The 16,560-nt window shown below is 72.9% G+C and carries 12 protein-coding genes; 7 read left to right on the top strand and 5 right to left on the bottom strand.

The genetic code is table 11. The features are described from left to right. Positions 1-73 precede the first annotated feature (73 nt). The 5 genes from ACIP5M_RS27570 to ACIP5M_RS27550 form a co-directional block, all read right to left on the bottom strand. Complete coding sequence (locus tag ACIP5M_RS27570) at positions 74-1,270, bottom strand: oxygenase MpaB family protein (protein ID WP_401201719.1); 1,197 nt, start codon at positions 1,268-1,270, stop codon at positions 74-76. Between the two features lie 74 nt (positions 1,271-1,344). Further along, positions 1,345-2,409, bottom strand: a complete 1,065-nt coding sequence (locus tag ACIP5M_RS27565; protein ID WP_401201717.1) for a polyprenyl synthetase family protein — start codon at positions 2,407-2,409, stop codon at positions 1,345-1,347. Then, positions 2,402-2,743 (bottom strand): hypothetical protein, encoded by a 342-nt coding sequence (locus ACIP5M_RS27560; protein ID WP_401201715.1) that lies wholly within the window; start codon positions 2,741-2,743, stop codon positions 2,402-2,404. Before ACIP5M_RS27560 ends, ACIP5M_RS27565 begins: the two co-directional genes overlap by 8 nt. 418 nt (positions 2,744-3,161) lie before the next feature. Continuing rightward, complete coding sequence (locus tag ACIP5M_RS27555) at positions 3,162-5,597, bottom strand: alpha-N-acetylglucosaminidase (RefSeq protein ID WP_401201713.1); 2,436 nt, start codon at positions 5,595-5,597, stop codon at positions 3,162-3,164. Between the two features lie 12 nt (positions 5,598-5,609). Beyond that, positions 5,610-7,298, bottom strand: coding sequence for a ricin-type beta-trefoil lectin domain protein (locus ACIP5M_RS27550; RefSeq protein ID WP_401201712.1), 1,689 nt, complete (start codon positions 7,296-7,298; stop codon positions 5,610-5,612). A 262-nt stretch (positions 7,299-7,560) separates the two neighbouring features. On the opposite strand from ACIP5M_RS27550, the gene ACIP5M_RS27545 reads away from it, so the two are divergent. The 7 genes from ACIP5M_RS27545 to ACIP5M_RS27515 all read left to right on the top strand — a co-directional run bounded on the left by ACIP5M_RS27545 (position 7,561) and on the right by ACIP5M_RS27515 (position 16,381). Beyond that, positions 7,561-8,244 (top strand): TetR/AcrR family transcriptional regulator, encoded by a 684-nt coding sequence (locus tag ACIP5M_RS27545; protein ID WP_401201711.1) that lies wholly within the window; start codon positions 7,561-7,563, stop codon positions 8,242-8,244. A gap of 14 nt (positions 8,245-8,258) precedes the next feature. After that, positions 8,259-9,194 carry a serine/threonine dehydratase gene (locus tag ACIP5M_RS27540; RefSeq protein ID WP_401201710.1) on the top strand — a complete coding sequence of 312 codons (936 nt, stop codon included), beginning with the start codon at positions 8,259-8,261 and terminating at the stop codon, positions 9,192-9,194. A 133-nt stretch (positions 9,195-9,327) separates the two neighbouring features. After that, the gene (locus tag ACIP5M_RS27535; protein ID WP_401201709.1) at positions 9,328-9,693 is read left to right on the top strand and encodes a hypothetical protein; all 366 of its coding nucleotides are present in this window, start codon (positions 9,328-9,330) and stop codon (positions 9,691-9,693) included. A 332-nt stretch (positions 9,694-10,025) separates the two neighbouring features. After that, positions 10,026-11,360, top strand: a complete 1,335-nt coding sequence (locus ACIP5M_RS27530) for an ABC transporter substrate-binding protein (protein WP_401201707.1) — start codon at positions 10,026-10,028, stop codon at positions 11,358-11,360. A gap of 38 nt (positions 11,361-11,398) precedes the next feature. Then, entirely contained in the window at positions 11,399-12,403 is a 1,005-nt protein-coding gene (locus ACIP5M_RS27525) for a carbohydrate ABC transporter permease (RefSeq protein ID WP_401201705.1), read from the top strand. Then, on the top strand, positions 12,400-13,293 hold the full coding sequence (locus tag ACIP5M_RS27520) for a carbohydrate ABC transporter permease (protein WP_401201703.1): 894 nt from the start codon (positions 12,400-12,402) through the stop codon (positions 13,291-13,293). The genes ACIP5M_RS27525 and ACIP5M_RS27520 overlap by 4 nt, the downstream gene beginning before the upstream one ends. Positions 13,294-13,351: 58 nt before the next feature. Next, positions 13,352-16,381: an alpha-mannosidase gene (locus tag ACIP5M_RS27515; RefSeq protein ID WP_401201701.1), complete on the top strand. Its 3,030-nt coding sequence runs from the start codon at positions 13,352-13,354 to the stop codon at positions 16,379-16,381. The last annotated feature ends 179 nt before the right edge of the window (positions 16,382-16,560 follow it).

Raw genomic sequence — 16,560 nt, 5'->3', positions numbered from 1 at the left:
GGTCCGGCCCGGGTCCGGCCCGGCGCGGGCGGTCGAGGCAAGGGCGCCGCCGGTCAGTGCAAGGGCACCCCGGTCAGTGCACGGGCGCCGGCGGCACCCAGCGTCCGGTGCGCGGCGCCTTCACCCCGTACTCGTCCTTCAGCTCCGCCGGGATGGCGTGGTGCATCACCCGGCCCCGGGTCAGCGCGGACAGTTCGAGGCCGGAGAGCAGCGAGCCGGCCTTGTCGAGCGCCCACTCCGCGTACGGACTGCTGTCCTCGATCGTCTCCAGCAGCCCGAGGAACACGGGCACCGCCTTCGCCGCCGTGTCCCAGGCCGTGCGCGGGATCTCCAGCCAGTCACCGATGGTGTCCCCGACGAGGAAGCGGACCGTCGCGGGCACCATCGGGTCGAAGAAGGTGCCCGGGACCACGTCCTCGTACATCCGCATCAGCTGCGCGTTGAGCCGTACGCCCTCGGGCGAGGGGCCGAGGTTGCGCAGGAGGTAGAGATCGCAGTAGTCGCGGGCCTCGGCGAGCGTCTCGGGCACCGCCGACATGTCGCAGCCCAGCATGGCGCCCACGACCCGCCAGGCGTAGAAGTAGGCCTCCGCGCCGTCCTCGCTCATGTGGATGCCGAGCTGGTGCATGGCGTCCAGCACCAGCAGCGAGAAGCAGACCTGCCCCCCGATCATGTCCTCCTGGCAGATGGGCAGTCCGTCCTTCTCGACGTCCCAGTGGCCGCCGTGGCGCAGGTGGTGGCGGACCGCCGCGTGCAGCAGCCGCACCTTCTGCGCGGCCGGGATGAACTTGCTGCCCTCCGCGAAGGAGTTGGTCTGCATGAGGTAGGTGACGAACTGGCCGGTGTTGGCCATCCGCCGCGAGGGGTACGCGAGGGAGTGCGTCGAGGAGAGCAGCCGGGAGAGCCGGGGAATGGCGTAGGTGGCGGGCATCGCCGCGAAGGACAGTCCGGTGTTGATGTGGGCGGCGTTGTCCATGAAGAACAGCCGGGCCTGCTCCATGACGTCCCAGTCCACCCAGCCGGGCGGCATGGCCGTCGCCTCGAAATAGGCGCGCGCCGAGGCCGGGAGCTGTTCCGGGAGCGTGTCCCCCACGGTGGTGAAGAACCGCATCAGGGTGTTGAGGTCGCCCACCTCCTTGCGGTGGAACATCTCGGCGACGGTCTCGTCGGCGAGCGGATCCCCCTGGGTGCGCAGGGCGTCGAGTGTGGCGTCGTCGTAACGGGTGCGCGCCGGGGCGGCGTTGGCCGTGGTGGTGTCGGTGGTGTTCACTTCGGTCGTCCTTGGGGTCTTTAGACGGGTGGGGTACCGGCCGCCGGCGGCGGGGCGGCGGCCGCGGCCGGCTGCTACCGGGACCGCTCGGCGGCCGTTGCGGCCAGCTCGCGCAGCGCCGACCGCGCCTCCGCGGGCATGGGTACGGCGTCCAGCGCGCCGGTGGCCCGCCCGATGCGCTCCCGGATCATGTCCTCGACCTGCTGCCGGGCTCCGTGGCGCTCCATCAGTTCCCGTACCGAGGCGGCCTCTTCCGGGCCGAGGTCGGGGTTGCCGACGAGCTTCGCGAGCAGGCGGCGGTCGTCCGCGCCGGCCGCCGCCACGGTCAGGGCGAGCAGCGCGGTCGGCTTGGCGTCCCGGAGGTCGTCCAGGTTCGACTTTCCGGTACGGGCCGGGTCGCCGAAGGTGCCCAGCAGGTCGTCGCGCAGCTGGAAGGCCTCGCCGAGCGGGAGACCGTAGGCGGAGAAGGCGTCCAGCAGGGCGGGGGAGCCGCCGCCGAGGGTGGCGCCGAGGTGCAGCGGCCGCTCCACGGTGTACTTGGCCGTCTTGTAGCGCGCGACCTCCAGGGATTCCGCCACCTTCGGCGCCGCCGCGCCCGGATCCGCCGTACGGTGCTCCAGAGGGGTTCGCGTGCCGGTGCGCAGCACCTCCAGGAACTCGCCCGCCATCGTCTCGCGCAGCAGCGTGGACCAGAGGGGGACCGTCCGGGCGAGGTAGGCCCCGGGCAGCCCGCACGAGGTGAACACGTGCCCGGCGTACCCCATCAGCAGATCGCCGAGGATCATCGCGAGCGCGGTGGGACGCTGCCCGGCCGCGGCGAACGCCGCGTGCGCGGTGAGCTGCCCGTGCCGCATCCGGCTGCCGTCGATGATGTCGTCGTGGGTGCAGGCCGCCGCGTGGACGAGCTCCATCGCGGCGGCGGCCCGGATCACGCCCTCGCAGTCGGGCTGGCCCGCCGCCCGCCACCCCCAGTACAGGAAGGCCGCCCGGATCCGCTTGCCGCGCGCCAGAGACCGCCGCAATTGTTCCGAGAGCGGGGAGAGTTCGGCGTTCAGGCCGAGGAGGGCCTGCTCCTCCTCGTCGGCCAGCCGGACCAGCACCTCGTCGATGCGTTCCTTGAAGCCGGTGTGGTCATGCACAGGGGCGGCCCTCGGCGGCGATGCGCTCCGCGGCCCGCCGGGCCATGGTCTCCAGGTAGTTCTCGTTGCCCACTCCCGCCCGGCGGGTGGCCAGTTCTCCCCGCTTGCGCAGCTCCACCACCCCGTCGGTGAACAGTTCCCGCAGGTCGGAGCGGCGCATCAGGTGGTGCGCGTGGTCAGCGGTCTGCCGCAGCTGGTCCAGGGCCAGGTCGGCCACTCCTGCGGCGATCAGCGTGAACAGTTCCAGGGGCGCGGTGCCCGCGGGCCGTTCCCGCCCGGGCCGCTCCTGCTCCCGCTGCTCCTGTGCGCGCTGCTCGTGTTCGGTCTGGGACATGCTTCGGTGTACTCCTGGCTCACGTCGTGCCGTCGCGGCATCGGAAGGGGCGGTCCCCGGATCGCTCCGGTGGCCGCCCCTGATCGTTTCCGGGTCAGTGAACCGAGTGCCGCTCCCGAGCGGCGAACCGCGGGGCGCCTTCTCCCTCGCACGAGTGCCGAGAATCCCACGGGAGGGTGACGATCACCGGATGAGGTGATCGTCACCACCGGGGCAGGTGTAGGGGTGTCAGCCGGAGGCCGCCCAGGGCCTGTCGTCACACTCCCGTCGTCGCCCGGAGGGCGGCCCCGCGGCGTCTGGTGCGTGCTCTCGGCGTGCCGGGGGGCAGGCCTCGTACTGGCCGTACTCGGGCTTCCGCCCGGTGCGGCGAGAGCGCGTGCCAGGCGTCGCGGGGCAGACGGGAGTTTGACGACAGGCCCTAGGGGCCGGGAGGCAGGACCGCCGCGATCCCGGCCGCCAGCTCGTACGGGTCCCCGCTCGGCCGGACCGGATGCCGGGTGGTCAGCCGGGCCCACTCCTCCTCCACGGCATGCCAGTCGATCTCCCGCGGCGCGGTCCGCCGGACCAGCGCCTCCTCCAGGGAGTCGAAGTACAGCCGCCACCGGTGTGCGTACAACTCCGAGATCAGGCCGCTCCATTCGCGGTTCGCGTAGTCGTGCAGGAATCCGCCCTCGCTGGTGCCGCGCGGTCCCCACACGCTGACGATCGAGCGGGCGTCGTACTCGTACCGGTCCTGTTCGGCCCGGTCGGTGCCCGAGGAGCGGGCCCGGTCGAGCCAGCGGCCGAGGAGGAAGTTCGGGTCGGAGCCGGTGACCGCGTCCAACCGGCGTTCCGCGTCGGCCCATTCGGCGGTCAGCTGCCGCAGGAGCGTCAGGTCCTTGGCCTCGTAGGCCGCCTTGATCCTGGGCAGCAGAACCCGTGAATGGTTGGCGAGGGCCTGCCGGGCGGTGTCCACCAGGTCGAAGCGGTAGGCGCTGGAGGCGCGCAGGGCCGGATCCACCTTCAGCAGGTGGTCCAGGGCCCGCCGTACGGAACCGGCCTGGTAGCGCATCGACTTGGGGCTCCAGTAGGCCGCCCCCGCCGCCGTCAGGCTAGGCCGGGCCGTGAAGAGGCTGTCCTGCGACTCCGACCACAGCCCCGAGGACGTGCTGTACGGCCCCTTGCGCAGCTCCTCCCACGCCGCGGCGGCCCCTGGATCGGGGCGGCCGTAGCGGCGCGCCGCGAAGTCGGCGAACCAGCGGCGATGGTCGACCGGGCCCGGATCCCAGGCCAGGTCGGTGAACAGGTCGAAGGCGGCCGGGTTGGTCCCGGTGCCCTCCGGGAGGTAGGCGATGCCGGCCAGGGCGCTGTTGCTCTTGGTCCGCCACGGGCCGAACCGCTCCAGCCAGACGGAGGTGTTGGCGCCGATGGTGGTGTGCCCGCCGAAGTTGTGGATCGTGCCCATCGCGTACGGTGCCCCGCCCCAGCGGGCCTCGCGGTCCAGCCGGTTGTAGCGGTCGGAGAGCCCGTCCAGGATCAGCAGCCGGCGCGTGTCCACCCCGGCGAGGAGCTCCGCGCTCGGGTCGTCCTGCCAGCCCAGCACCGCCCACAGCGCGCCCGGGTGCGCGGCGTCCAGGGCGGCCTGGATGGCGCCGGCCGCCGCGCCGACGTCGACGGAGCCGGTCCGGCCGCCCTCGTGCAGCGGACTCATCCGGTACATCGTGCTGTCCCCGAACACCGCGCGCTGCTCGGCGTAGTAGGCCGTGGCCAGCTTTCCGAACACCGGCGAGGCCGGGTCCAGCCAGTCCGGGCGCGCGAAGCCCGCCCAGTCGCCCTGCGGCACCGTGACGGCCCCCGGATTGCGCGCGGCGAACCCGGGCGGCACGGTGCCGAAGAAGCCCGGAAGCACCGGGGTCATGCCGAGCCCGCGCAGCTGTTCGGCGATCCGCCCGCCCAGCTCGGCGCGCTCCCGCAGCAGCCGCTCGGAGACCGGGCCGCCGAAGCCGCTCAGGTTCTGCAGCAGCCACCAGCTCTGGTGGCCGGGACCGGGGATCCACGCGCGCAGCTCCTCGGCGGAGTAGCCGAAGTCTTGGAGCGCCCGGTAGTACGGGTACTCCGCGCCGACCTGCACGAACACCTCGTTGATGCCGTGCAGGGCGAGCAGGTCGATCTGCCGCTGGTGTTCCTCGAACGTGCGGTACGGGCCCGAGTAACCGTCGTCCGTGTCGTTCAACGCGTACCGGTGGGGCACGAGCGCGCTGCGGGTGACGGGCGCGGGGACGCCCGGCAGCCGCGCGGGCAGCATGCCTGTGCTGTCACCCGGCCAGCCGACGTCCACCCCGGCGACGTGCTGGAGGTACCAGCCGACTCCCGTGAGCAGGGTGGCCCCCGTGCTGCCGCGCACGGTGATGGCGCCCGGCGTTCCGGACACCGTGAAGGTGTCGGCGGCGGCCGCCGCGTCGGGCACGAGCGTGAACTGCCGGGCGTGGCGAGGCAGCAGCCGCTCCAGCGCGGCGCGCGCCGGCGCGGCGTCGAAGGTTCCGGGCCGCGGGGCGGCGGCCCGCCCGCCGGCAGCGGGGCCGGGCGCGGCGTCGGCCTGCCGCGCGGCGCCCTGCGCGGGTGACCCGGCGCGCGGTGCGGGCGACCAGGCACCCTCCGTACGCCACCCGGCGCCCTGCGCGGTCGACCCGGCGCGCGGTGCGGGTGCGGCGGGCGGCGCCGCCCAGGCGCAGACCACCGTCAGCAGCGCGGCGGGCAGCGCGACCAGCCCGGCGGCCCGCATCCGCGCCCCCGGCCCCGCCCCGCGTGCGCGGGACGCGGTCCCGAGGGGGCCCGGGGCCGGGGCCGGTGCGGACTTCGGCACGGTGTTCGTCATCCGTCCCCGCCCTCAGACCGGCAGGGACCAGGCCTGGTCGACCCGGTGGTCGCCACAGGGAGCCAGGTGGAGCCGCTCGGCCGGGGCGTCGGGGGTGGCGGCCCGGGCCGGGGCCGTCAGGCACCGCCCGCTCGCCTCCTCCACCAGGGCGCCGTCACGCCGGGGTGCCCAGCGCTGGCCGGGCTGCTCCGCCGGCCCCGACGCGCAGTCCGCCAGCTCCACCAGTCCGCCCTCGCCCGCCGACAGGCATGCGCCGGCCAGCCGCAGCCGCGCGTCCTGGTCCAGGACCCACCGCTGGTCGGGGGCCCCGGTGCACGCCGCCATCACGACCGCGCCGACACCGGTGGTGTTCGCCCCGTCGGCGCAGCGGACTCCGTCGCCCACGAGCTGCCCGGTCGGCACGGCCCGCGCGCAGCCGCGCGGGGTGAGCCGCCAGACCCCGGTGTCGTGCCCGGCCACCTTCCCGGTCAGCGTGCCGGCCACCTCCCGCCGGGCGCCGGTCCACAGGTCCTGTGCGTCGGCCGTACAGGACGGCAGCCCCAGTTCCTCCAGCGGCACAGCGATGTCCCGGGCGCCGGCCGAGCGGTTGAGCACGGCCACCGCGCGGTCGCCGTTCGCGAGCGGCCGTACCAGGATCTCGAAGGTGGCGTTCGAGGAGACCACCGCGCCCTGACGGCCCATGGGGTCCTGGTCCAGCTCGATCATCCGGGTGTTGCCGAGGGCCGCGAGTCCCTCCCGGGTCAGCTTCGAGACGTCGGAGGACAGGATGAACGGGGCCGCCATCATGGCCCAGAGGGCGACCTGGCTGCGGCTCTCCGCCGCGGTGAGCCCGGGGGCGCCCGCGATCAGGAAGTCGGGGTCGTTCCAGTTGCCGGGGCCCGCGTACCGGCCGAGCCAGCGGTTGTAGCCGTAGTTGCCCATCACCGAGCTCCACCGCGAGGTGGTGGGCGCGGTGGGCTGGTACACCTTGATGTCCTTGCCCTCGCGCCACAGCTGGCCCGTCTCGCCGACCCAGCCGAGGACCTTGTGCCAGTCGGAGCCGCCCCACTCGCCCTGCTGGAAGTAGGCGGGCGCGGAGGCCGACAGCACCATGTCCCGGCCGCTGCCGCGCAGGGCCGCGGCCACCGCGTTGTAGGCGTCCCGGTAGGCCTGCTCCTTCGTCTTGCCCTCCGGCACCCACAGGTTGCAGCCGTCCATCTTGACGTAGTCCACCTTCCAGGAGGCGAACTGCCGGGCGTCCTGCTCGTAGTGGTCCTCGCCGCCGCCCGCCGGAGCGCCGCTGCCGGGGTACTTCTCGCAGGTGAGGGAGCCGGCGTCCTCGTAGATGCCGAACTTCAGGCCCTTGGCGTGCAGGTACTCGCCCAGCCAGGCCATGCCGTGCGGGAACTTCGCGGTGTCGACGACCAGGGCGCCCTGTGCGTCGCGGCTCCTGGTCATCCAGCAGTCGTCGACGGTGACCGTGTCGTAGCCCTTGGCGGCGAGGCCGGTGGACACGAGCGCGTCGGCGTTCGCGACGACCTTGGCCTCGTTGATGTCGCACATGTAGTGCGCCCAGTTGTTCCAGCCCATGGGCGGGGTCAGTGCGAGCGGGGTGTCCGAGGTCGCGGTGGGCTCGGCGCCCGCGGGGGTGGGGGGGAGCGCGAGGGCGAACAGGGCGGCCGCGGTCAGACAGGGGAGCGAGGCGCGCAGGCGAAGCGGCACGGAGTCTCCTTGACGTGGGGTGCAGTCGGTCGGGGCGCGGTCGAGGGCGGTCGTGGGCCCCATGCAGCTGGGTCGTCCCCTCCGGATCCCGCGGGCCCCGGCAAGATCCGGAAGAGGCGGCCCAGCCCAGTGCAGCCAGGTGACCACCCGCTGTCAACGTGCGTCGTCGGTTATCCGTCAATGACCAGCAATATGGCCGTAGTCGCTCGCACGCGAGAGCGGTGATACGGCGTACGGTACGCCGTATGTTACGGTGTATCTCATGCCGAGGAGATCAGCCGCCCTGGACAACGCCACCCCCGGGGCCATCGCCGTCGCCGCCCTGCGCATCCTCGACGAGGAGGGGCCCGGACGGCTGAGCTTCCGCACCCTCGCCGAACGGCTCGAGGTCTCCCACGCCACCGTCCAGCGGCGCTGCACCGACCTCGCCGGCCTGCTGGACCTCTGCACCGAGCACCTGGCCGCGCAGCTCCCCGACGTCCCCGCCGGCACCGACTGGGCGCGGGCGACCGAGCAGCGCTTCACCGCCCTGTACCGGCTGCTCACCGCGCACCCCGGGCTGCTGGTGCTGCGCGGCGGCCGGCCCTGGCTCGGGCGGCAGCTGCTGGCCCGGCTCGTCGAGCCCGCCCTGGCCGACAGCGTGGCCGCGGGGATGACCGCCGCGGAGGCGATGACCGCCTACCGCCGCATGTACCTGCTCACCCTCGGCAGTGCGGCCTTCGTGGACCACCGGGATCCGGACGGCGCCACCGCCGCCTCGCGGGCGGCCCTGGCCGCGCTGGACCCGGAGGAGTTCCCCGTGCTCGCGGGCGGGGCGGCGGCCGACCTGCTGCCGCCGCTCACCGACCACGAGGTGTACTACGGCGCCCTGCGCCAGCTGATCGCGGCGGCCCGGCCCGGCGGCCCCGCCCGGCCCGCCGCCGGGCAGGCCCCGCCCACCGCCTGACGAGGAGTCCGCTCATGGAACAGCAGCTCGACTACGCCGCCGTACGCGCGGCGGCCGACCGGATCGCGGGCGCCGTGCGGCCCGTCACCGTCGCCCCGGCGGCCGAGGGCGTCTGGTACGCGCTGGAGCACCTCCAGCACACCGGCTCCTTCAAGGCCCGGGGGGCCCGCAACTTCCTCGCCGCCCACCACGCGGCCGGCACCCTCCCCGCGGCCGGCGTCACCATCGCCTCCGGCGGCAACGCCGGGCTGGCCTGTGCCTGGGCGGCCCGCGCCCAGTCCGTGCCCGCCACCGTCTTCCTGCCCGCCAACGCCCCGCGGGTGAAGGTGGAACGGTTGCGCGGCTACGGGGCCGAGGTACGGCTCGTCGGCGACCGGTACGCCGAAGCGCTGGCCGCCTGCGAGGAGTTCGCCGCCGCGAGCGGGGCCCTGAGCAGCCACGCCTACGACCACCCGCTCATCGCCGCGGGCGCCGGCACCCTGCTCGACGAGATCCGGGCCGCCCTGCCCGGGCTGGACACCGTGGTCGTCGCGGTCGGTGGCGGCGGACTGTTCGCCGGGGTCGCCACCGCCGCCCGCGAGCACGGCGTACGGGTGATCGCGGTCGAGCCGGAGAACTGCCGGGCACTGAACGCCGCCCTGGCGGCGGGCCGCCCGGTCGACGTCGCCGTGGACTCCGTGGCCGCCGACTCCCTCGGGGCCACCCGGGTCTCGGCCGACGCGCTCGCCGCCGCGCAGCAGGCGAACGTGCGCTCCGTGCTCGTTTCCGACGAGGCGATCACCGCCGCCCGGCGCGCGCTCTGGGAGGAGCACCGGATCGTGGTCGAGGCGGGGGCCGCCACCGCGTCGGCGTTCCTGCGAGGCGCGCCGGAGCCGCTGGGCGCGCGGGTCGCCGTCGTCCTGTGCGGGGCGAACACGGACCCCGGGGACCTGGCCGCACCCCGGGCCTGACCTCGAACGACGTTCGTCGCGGCAGCCGGCGACTTTGGAGGACAGCACCGGTACTCCGCCCTCTGTGATCGTTCGGAGTGTCCGGCCGATCGCCGCCGGACGCGACCGGTACGAGCGACACGGAGGAACGGGCGTGGCACAGCGCAAGGGTTGTCTGATCGGCTGCGGGGTGGCGTTGGTGCTGGGCGTGGGGGTGCTGGTGCTCCTGCTCTTCGGCGTGGGCAAGGTCCTCGACGTGGCCGACAAGACCCTGGTCGACCCCAAGGTCTACGAAGCCGTGCGGACGGGCGACGCGGAGGGCGAGGTCCGCGGCAGGCTCCCCTCGGGGGAAACCTTCGTGAAGGACGTCCTCAAGGAAGGCGGCCCGGCCGAGCCCGAGGGCAGTGCCTGCGCGTGGTACGTCTCCAGCGGTGACACCAAGAACGGCAAGGAGACGGTGTTCCGCTTCTGCTTCAAAGACGGAAAGCTGGCGGAGAAGGCCGAGTACCCCATGAAGTAGGCACGGCCCATCGAAGCGGACCGGCCTGCGGTGCTAAAGCGCATTAGTGCGGGCCTTCCCGGACCGTCGACAAGAAGTCAAATTCCCTCACGCGGGGCAGGTCTTCACCACATCGACACCGTGTCCCACCGTCTTTGGCCTCATGCGCATCAGCGCAGGTCGGTGCGCGGGTTCGGGCCGCCTCGCGGGACGCTCGCAGCTGCCTCGCGCCATTCGGGATGTGTGCGCCCCCGGCCACCGCGACCTCCGCCTCATTGACGAGGACTTCCCTTCGGACGACCGTGGGCACCGCCCCCGGCAATGAGGCCGGACTTCTGCGAAGGCGGCGACCGATGTCCCGGACGAACCTGCCCCGTACCGCGGTTGCCACGCTGGTGGCCGGCGCCCTCCTGTCGACCGCCGCCTGTGGCTTGAGCGGAGGGCCCGGGGACGGTGAGGAGGCCCGCAAGACGGGCAGGGTGGCGGGCCGGATCACCTTCCGCACCCTCCAGCTGAAACCCGCCTTCACGGCCTACGTGCAGGGCGTGATCGACGCCTTCGAGGCGAAGTACCCCGAGGTCGAGGTCAAGTGGGAGGACGTACCGGGCGACGGTTACAACGAGAAGCTCGTCGCGGACGCCCAGGCCGGAGCCCTCCCGGACGTGGTCAACCTCTCCACCGACTCCTTCCAGCTCCTCGGCGACCGCGGCATGCTCGCCGACGTCGCGGAGCTCGACGGCGAGGCGGCGAAGGAGTACGTGCCCGGCGCCTGGGAGCAGTTCCGGCTCCCCGGCAAGGGCGACGGCGTGTACGCGTACCCCTGGTACGTGACCCCGGAGATCCTCACGTACAACAAGGAGCTCTTCGAGAAGGCGGGCCTGGACCCGGCCAAGCCGCCGACCAGCGTGGAGCAGTTCTTCGACTACGCCGAGCAGATCGCCGCCAGGTCCGGCGGCCGGTACTCCGCCTTCATGGCCGACCCCAAGGGCAGACTGCCCGGGGACTGGCAGAAGATGGGCATCCCCCTCCTCAACGGGAAGCAGGACCGGTTCACCTTCGCCACCGACCAGGCCGTCGCCTGGGTGGAGCGGATGAAGGACCTGTACGCCAAGGGCGCCATGCCCAGGGAATCCCTGCTCAAGGCGGACGACGTCAACCAGCTCTACGGGGGCGGGAAGATCGTCTTCGGGCCCGGTTCCCCGGGCTTCGTCAGGGACATCAAGCAGAACGCCCCGCAGGTCTACGCGAACACCCGGGTGGCAGGCGCCGTCACCGGCAAGCTCGGCCACATCGGCATCTACGCCCAGTCGCTCGGCATCAAGAAGGACACCGAGCACCTCGACGCGGCGGCCGAGTTCGCCCGATGGGTCACCAACGGCCCCAACCAGGTGGAGTTCTCCAGGAAGGCCACCATCTACCCGTCCAACGCCCAGGGCCTGGCCGACCCGCGCTTCGCGGACAGGGGGGACGGCAAGGACGCGGAGACCGTCGCCCGCGCGATCGGCGCCGAGCAGCTGAAGACGGCGGCACTCGACGCCAACACCCCCGTCCAGTGGACCAACCAGGTCGGCGACGCCGTGGTACGCGAGGTACAGAAGGCCATCAAGGGCGAGCAGGACGCCCGTACGGCGGTGAAGAAGGCCGAGGAGGAGGCCAACGAACTCCTCGCCAACGCGGCCCGGAAGTGACCGGCGGCAGCCGGGGAGCGGAAGGAGGCCGCGACGCCATGACACGGACCGCCCTGCGGAAGGCGACCAGCCCGGACCGGCTTCCCCGGCTTCCCCGGCCTCCCCGCCCGTCGCAGCGCACCAGGGAGGCGAAGAGGGCGGAGCAGGCCATGGAGGCCGCGACGGGGCTGCGCCACCGCAGCTGGTGGACCCCCTACCTCTTCCTCGCCCCCGGCCTCGCCATGGTGGCGCTGTTCAGCCTCTGGCCGTTCGTCAACACCGTCATCCTCTCCTTCACCAGCGCCCAGGTCCTGCGCGGCGGCCGCTTCGTCGGCTTCGACAACTACGGCCGCGCCCTCGCCGACCCCGACTTCTGGGTCGCGACCGGCAACAGCGTGCTCTACCTCGTGGTCGTCGTCCCCTGCCTGGTCCTGCTGCCCCTCGCGCTCGCGGTCCTCGTCCGGACCGAGATCCCCGGCATCGGCTTCTTCCGCTCCGCCTTCTACACCCCGGTGATCGCCTCCGCCGTGGTCGTCGGCCTGATCTGGCAGTGGGTGCTGCGCAGCGACGGCCTCGTCAACACCCTGTTCCGGAAGCTGAGCATCATCTCCGAGCCGGTCCCGTTCCTGACCGACAGCACGATGCTGCTGGTCTCCGCGATGATCGTGACCGTGTGGAAGGGCCTCGGCTACTACATGGTCTTCTACCTCGCCGCGCTCGGGAACGTCCCCACCACCCTCTACGAGGCGGCCGCCATCGACGGCGCCGGCCCCGTCCGCCGGTTCTTCAGCATCACCGTCCCCCAGGTGAAGCCGATGATGATGCTGGTGGGCACCCTCTCCGCGATCTCCGCCCTCCGCGTCTTCACCGAGATCTACATCCTCGGCGGCGAGAGCGGAGGCCCCGGCGGCGGCGCCCGGACGCTGCCCTTCCTCATCCGGCAGGTCGGTCTGGGCTTCTCGGGCGAGACCGGTTACGCCTCGGCCCTCTCCATCCTGCTGTTCCTCCTGACGCTGGTCTTCAGCCTGCTGGGCCGCCGACTGTCGAAGGGGGACGAGAGGTGAGCACGCCCGTCTCCCCCAAGGGCCCGGTGGCCCCGGGGAAGAAGCCGGTCCCGCGCGCCGGCGCCGACCGCCGGCGTCACGTGACCGGTCTGGCCGGCCGGTACGCCACCCTGGTCCTGATGCTCGTGATCATGCTGGGGCCGATCGTCTGGCAGTTCCTGACCTCGATCCGCGGCCGCACCGAGAACGTCTACGACGGCGTCCTGCCCTCGCGGCCCACCCTCGACAACTACGTCCGGGTCGCCGAATCGTTCCCGCTGCTCGCGTACGCCGGCAACACCCTGGTCGTCGCCGCCCTCGCCGTCACCTCGAACGCGCTGTTCGCGGCGATGGGCGGCTACGCCCTCTCCCGGGCGGGCTGGAAGGGCCGCAAGGCCGTCTTCACCGTGCTGGTGGCGTCCCTGATGTTCCCCTTCGAGTCCGTGATGATCTCGATGTTCCTCACCGTCCGCGAGATGGGCCTGGTCGACACCCTCATCGGCGTCTGGCTCCCGGGCGCGGTCTCGGTTCTCAACATCATGATCATGCGGGCGGCCTTCCTCGCCGTCCCCCAGGAGCTGGAGGAGGCCGCGGTGCTGGACGGCGCCGGCGAATGGACCCGCTTCACCCGGGTCTTCCTGCCCGCCGCCAAAGGCGCCCTGGCCGTCGTCTGCATCACCGCCTTCATGGGGGCGTGGGACGACTTCCTCTGGCCCCTGCTGGTCCTGACCGACAGCGACCACTACACCCTCCAGCTCGGCCTGAAGACCCTGGCGGGCGCCACCACCGTCAACGACCAGAGGCTCATCGCCGCGGGCGCGATGGCCGCCCTGATCCCGATGGTGCTCCTCTTCTTCGCCCTCCAGCGTTTCTTCTTCAAGGGCGTGGGCGAGGGAGCCGTCAAGACCTGAGACCGCACCCCCCGCGGCCTCCCGCACCCCACGACACCCCTCTCCTGGAGCAGCCGTCATGCATGACGACCGCAACATCACCGAACACCGCCTCCGCCGGGTCCTCACGGAGCGCATCAAGCCCGCCGTCCACACCCACCCGGTCCCGCTGACCGTCGCACGCTGGGAGGCCCCGGACGAGCCCGTCCCCGTGTCCGAGGCCCTCGCGGCGAGGTACGAGCCCTGCGCGACCGGCGACGCATGGGGCCCGGCCTGGGGCACCACCTGGTTCAAGGTCACCGGCAGCGTCCCGGCCGAGTGGGCCGGCCGCACCGTGGAGGCCGTACTGGACCTGGGCTTCGACCGGATGATGCCCGGTTTCCAGTGCGAGGGCCTGGTCCACCGCGCCGACGGCGGCGAGATCAAGGCGCTCAACCCGTACAACGACTGGGTGCGCGTCGCCGACCGCGCCGAGGGCGGCGAGCCGATCGATTGGTACGTCGAGGCCGCCTCCAACCCGGTCCTGGTCCACCACTCGCCCACGTACGAGGGAGACAAGCGGACCAGCGGCGACCGGCCGCTCTACCGGCTCGCCCGGATGGACCTCGCCGTCTTCGAGACCGAGGTCTGGGAGCTGGTCCAGGACCTCGAAGTCCTCCAGGGCCTGATGACGGAGCTCGGTACGGACGACGCGCGGCGGTACGAGATCCTGCGCGCCGTCGACGCCGCGCTCGACGCGGTGGACCTCGGCGACGTGCCCGGCACCGCGGCCGCCGCCCGCGCCGAGGTGGCCGGGGTGCTCGCCGCCCCCGCCCGCGCCTCCGCGCACCGGATCAGCGCGGTGGGGCACGCGCACATCGACTCCGCATGGCTCTGGCCGCTGCGCGAGACCGTGCGCAAGGTCTCCCGCACCTCGTCCAACATGGTGGCCCTGATGGACGAGCACCCCGAGTTCGTCTTCGCCATGTCGCAGGCGCAGCAGTACGACTGGATCAAGACCCACCGGCCCGAACTCTTCGAGCGGGTCAAGAAGAAGGTCGCGGACGGGCAGTTCGTACCGGTCGGCGGCATGTGGGTGGAGTCCGACACCAACATGGTCGGCGGTGAGGCCATGGCCCGCCAGTTCCTCTACGGCAAGAAGTTCTTCCTCGACGAGTTCGGCATCGAGACCCACAACGTCTGGCTCCCCGACTCCTTCGGCTACACCGCGGCGATGCCGCAGATCGTCAGGCTCTCCGGCTCCCGGTGGTTCCTGACCCAGAAGATCTGCTGGTCGCAGGTGAACGAGTTCCCCCACCACACCTTCTGGTGGGAGGGCATCGACGGGACCCGCGTCTTCACGCACTTCCCGCCCGTCGACACCTACAACTCGGACCTGGGGGGCGCCCAACTGGCGCACGCGGCCCGCAACTACCGGGAGAAGGGCCGTGGTTCGCGCTCGCTGGTGCCCTTCGGCTGGGGCGACGGCGGCGGCGGCCCCACCCGTGAGCAGCTCGCCCGCGCCAGGCGCCAGCGGGACCTCGAAGGCTCCCCGCGGGTCGGGATCGAGCGGCCCGACGCCTTCTTCGAGAAGGCGCACGCCGAATACGAGGACGCGCCCGTCTGGGCCGGAGAGCTCTACCTGGAGCTGCACCGCGGCACCTACACCTCCCAGGCCAAGACCAAGCAGGGCAACCGGCACAGCGAATCGCTGCTGCGCGAGGCGGAGTTGTGGGCGGCGACGGCCGCCGTGCGCGTGCCCGGCTTCGGGTACCCGTACGAGGACCTGGAGCGGATCTGGAAGACGGTGCTGCTGCACCAGTTCCACGACATCCTCCCGGGGTCCTCCATCGCCTGGGTGCACCGCGAGGCCCGCGCGACGTACGCGGCCGTGCGCGAGGAGCTCCAGCGGATCACCCTGACCGCGCAGCAGGCGCTGGCCGGGGAGGGCGGGGAGGAGCTGGTCTTCAACTGCGCCCCGCACGCGCGCCGCGGCGTCCCCGCCGGCGGCGCGGGCCGGCCGGCCGCCGAGAGGGGGCAGCAGCCGGTCACGGTGGAGGAACGGCACGGCGGCGGACACGTCCTGGCCAACGGCCGACTGCTGGTGGAGATCGACGGCCGCGGCCTGATCGTCTCCGCCTACGACCTGGAGGCGCGCCGGGAGACGATCGCCCCGGGCGCCGCGGCCAACCTCCTCCAGATCCACCCCGACTTCCCGAACATGTGGGACGCGTGGGACATCGACGCGTTCTACCGCAACAAGGTCACCGACCTGGTGGAGCAGGACTCCCTGGAGGTCACCGAGAGCGGCCCGTCGTCCGTGACCGTCCGCGCCGTCCGCTCCTTCGGCTCCTCCTCGGTGGTCCAGTCGGTCACGCTGCGGGCCGGGGCCAAGACGGTGGACCTCGTCACGGAGGTGGACTGGCACGAGACGGAGAAGTTCCTCAAGGCCGCCTTCCCGCTGGACGTGAAGGCCGACCGCACCGCGTCGGAGACGCAGTTCGGCCACGTCTACCGGGCCACCCACACCAACACCTCCTGGGAGGCCGCCAAGTTCGAGATCTGCGCCCACCGCTGGATCCACGCGGAGGAGCCCGGCTGGGGCGTCGCCCTGCTCAACGAGTCCACGTACGGGCACGACGTGACCCGCGACGTGCGCCCCGACGGCGGCCAGACCACCACGATCCGGCTCTCCCTCCTGCGGGCCCCGCGCTACCCGGACCCGGAGACCGACCACGGCCGTCACACCCTGCGGTTCTCCCTCGCGCCGGGGGCGACCCTCGGCGACGCGGTCCGCGAGGGCCATGCGCTGAACCTGCCGGAGCGCGTGGTGCCGGGCGCAGGGCCGGTGGCCCCGCTGGTCGCGGTGGACGACGACGCGGTGGTCGTCGAGGCCGTCAAGCTGGCCGAGGACCGCAGCGGCGACGTGATCGTCCGCCTCTACGAATCCCGCGGCGGCCGCGCCACCGCCACGCTCGCCCCGGCCTTCCCGATCACGGCGGCGACCGAGAGCGACCTCCTCGAACGCCCGATGGAGGGCACGGCCGTCGGCGCCCCCGCCCGGGACGGCAGGATCGCCCTGACCCTGCGCCCGTTCCAGATCCTCACGGTCCGCCTGCACCGCGCCTGACGCCGGGGGGTGGCCGGCCCGGTCCGGTCTGCTCCGGGCCGGGGCCCGGTACGTGTCGGCCTTGCCGGGCCACGGGACCGGACCCGAGTGCTGCGGCGCGCCGGGCAGCAGTCCGCCCACCTGGAGGATGCCGTCCTCGGCGAGTCAGCGCCGGGCGAGCTCGGCGTCGGGCAGCTCGC

Origin of the sequence: Streptomyces sp. NPDC088762, assembly GCF_044750905.1 — a bacterium.
Lineage (GTDB): Bacteria > Actinomycetota > Actinomycetes > Streptomycetales > Streptomycetaceae > Streptomyces.
The sequence above is the reverse complement of the archived record's forward strand: the minus strand, read 5'-3'. Positions and strand labels throughout refer to the sequence as shown.

Coding starts and splice junctions, on each gene's coding strand:
- ACIP5M_RS27560 (WP_401201715.1), bottom strand. CDS start 2,743: ATGTCCCAGACCGAACACGAGCAGCGCGCACAGGAGCAGCGGGAGCAG.
- ACIP5M_RS27555 (WP_401201713.1), bottom strand. CDS start 5,597: ATGACGAACACCGTGCCGAAGTCCGCACCGGCCCCGGCCCCGGGCCCC.
- ACIP5M_RS27545 (WP_401201711.1), top strand. CDS start 7,561: ATGCCGAGGAGATCAGCCGCCCTGGACAACGCCACCCCCGGGGCCATC.
- ACIP5M_RS27540 (WP_401201710.1), top strand. CDS start 8,259: ATGGAACAGCAGCTCGACTACGCCGCCGTACGCGCGGCGGCCGACCGG.
- ACIP5M_RS27530 (WP_401201707.1), top strand. CDS start 10,026: ATGTCCCGGACGAACCTGCCCCGTACCGCGGTTGCCACGCTGGTGGCC.
- ACIP5M_RS27525 (WP_401201705.1), top strand. CDS start 11,399: ATGACACGGACCGCCCTGCGGAAGGCGACCAGCCCGGACCGGCTTCCC.
- ACIP5M_RS27515 (WP_401201701.1), top strand. CDS start 13,352: ATGCATGACGACCGCAACATCACCGAACACCGCCTCCGCCGGGTCCTC.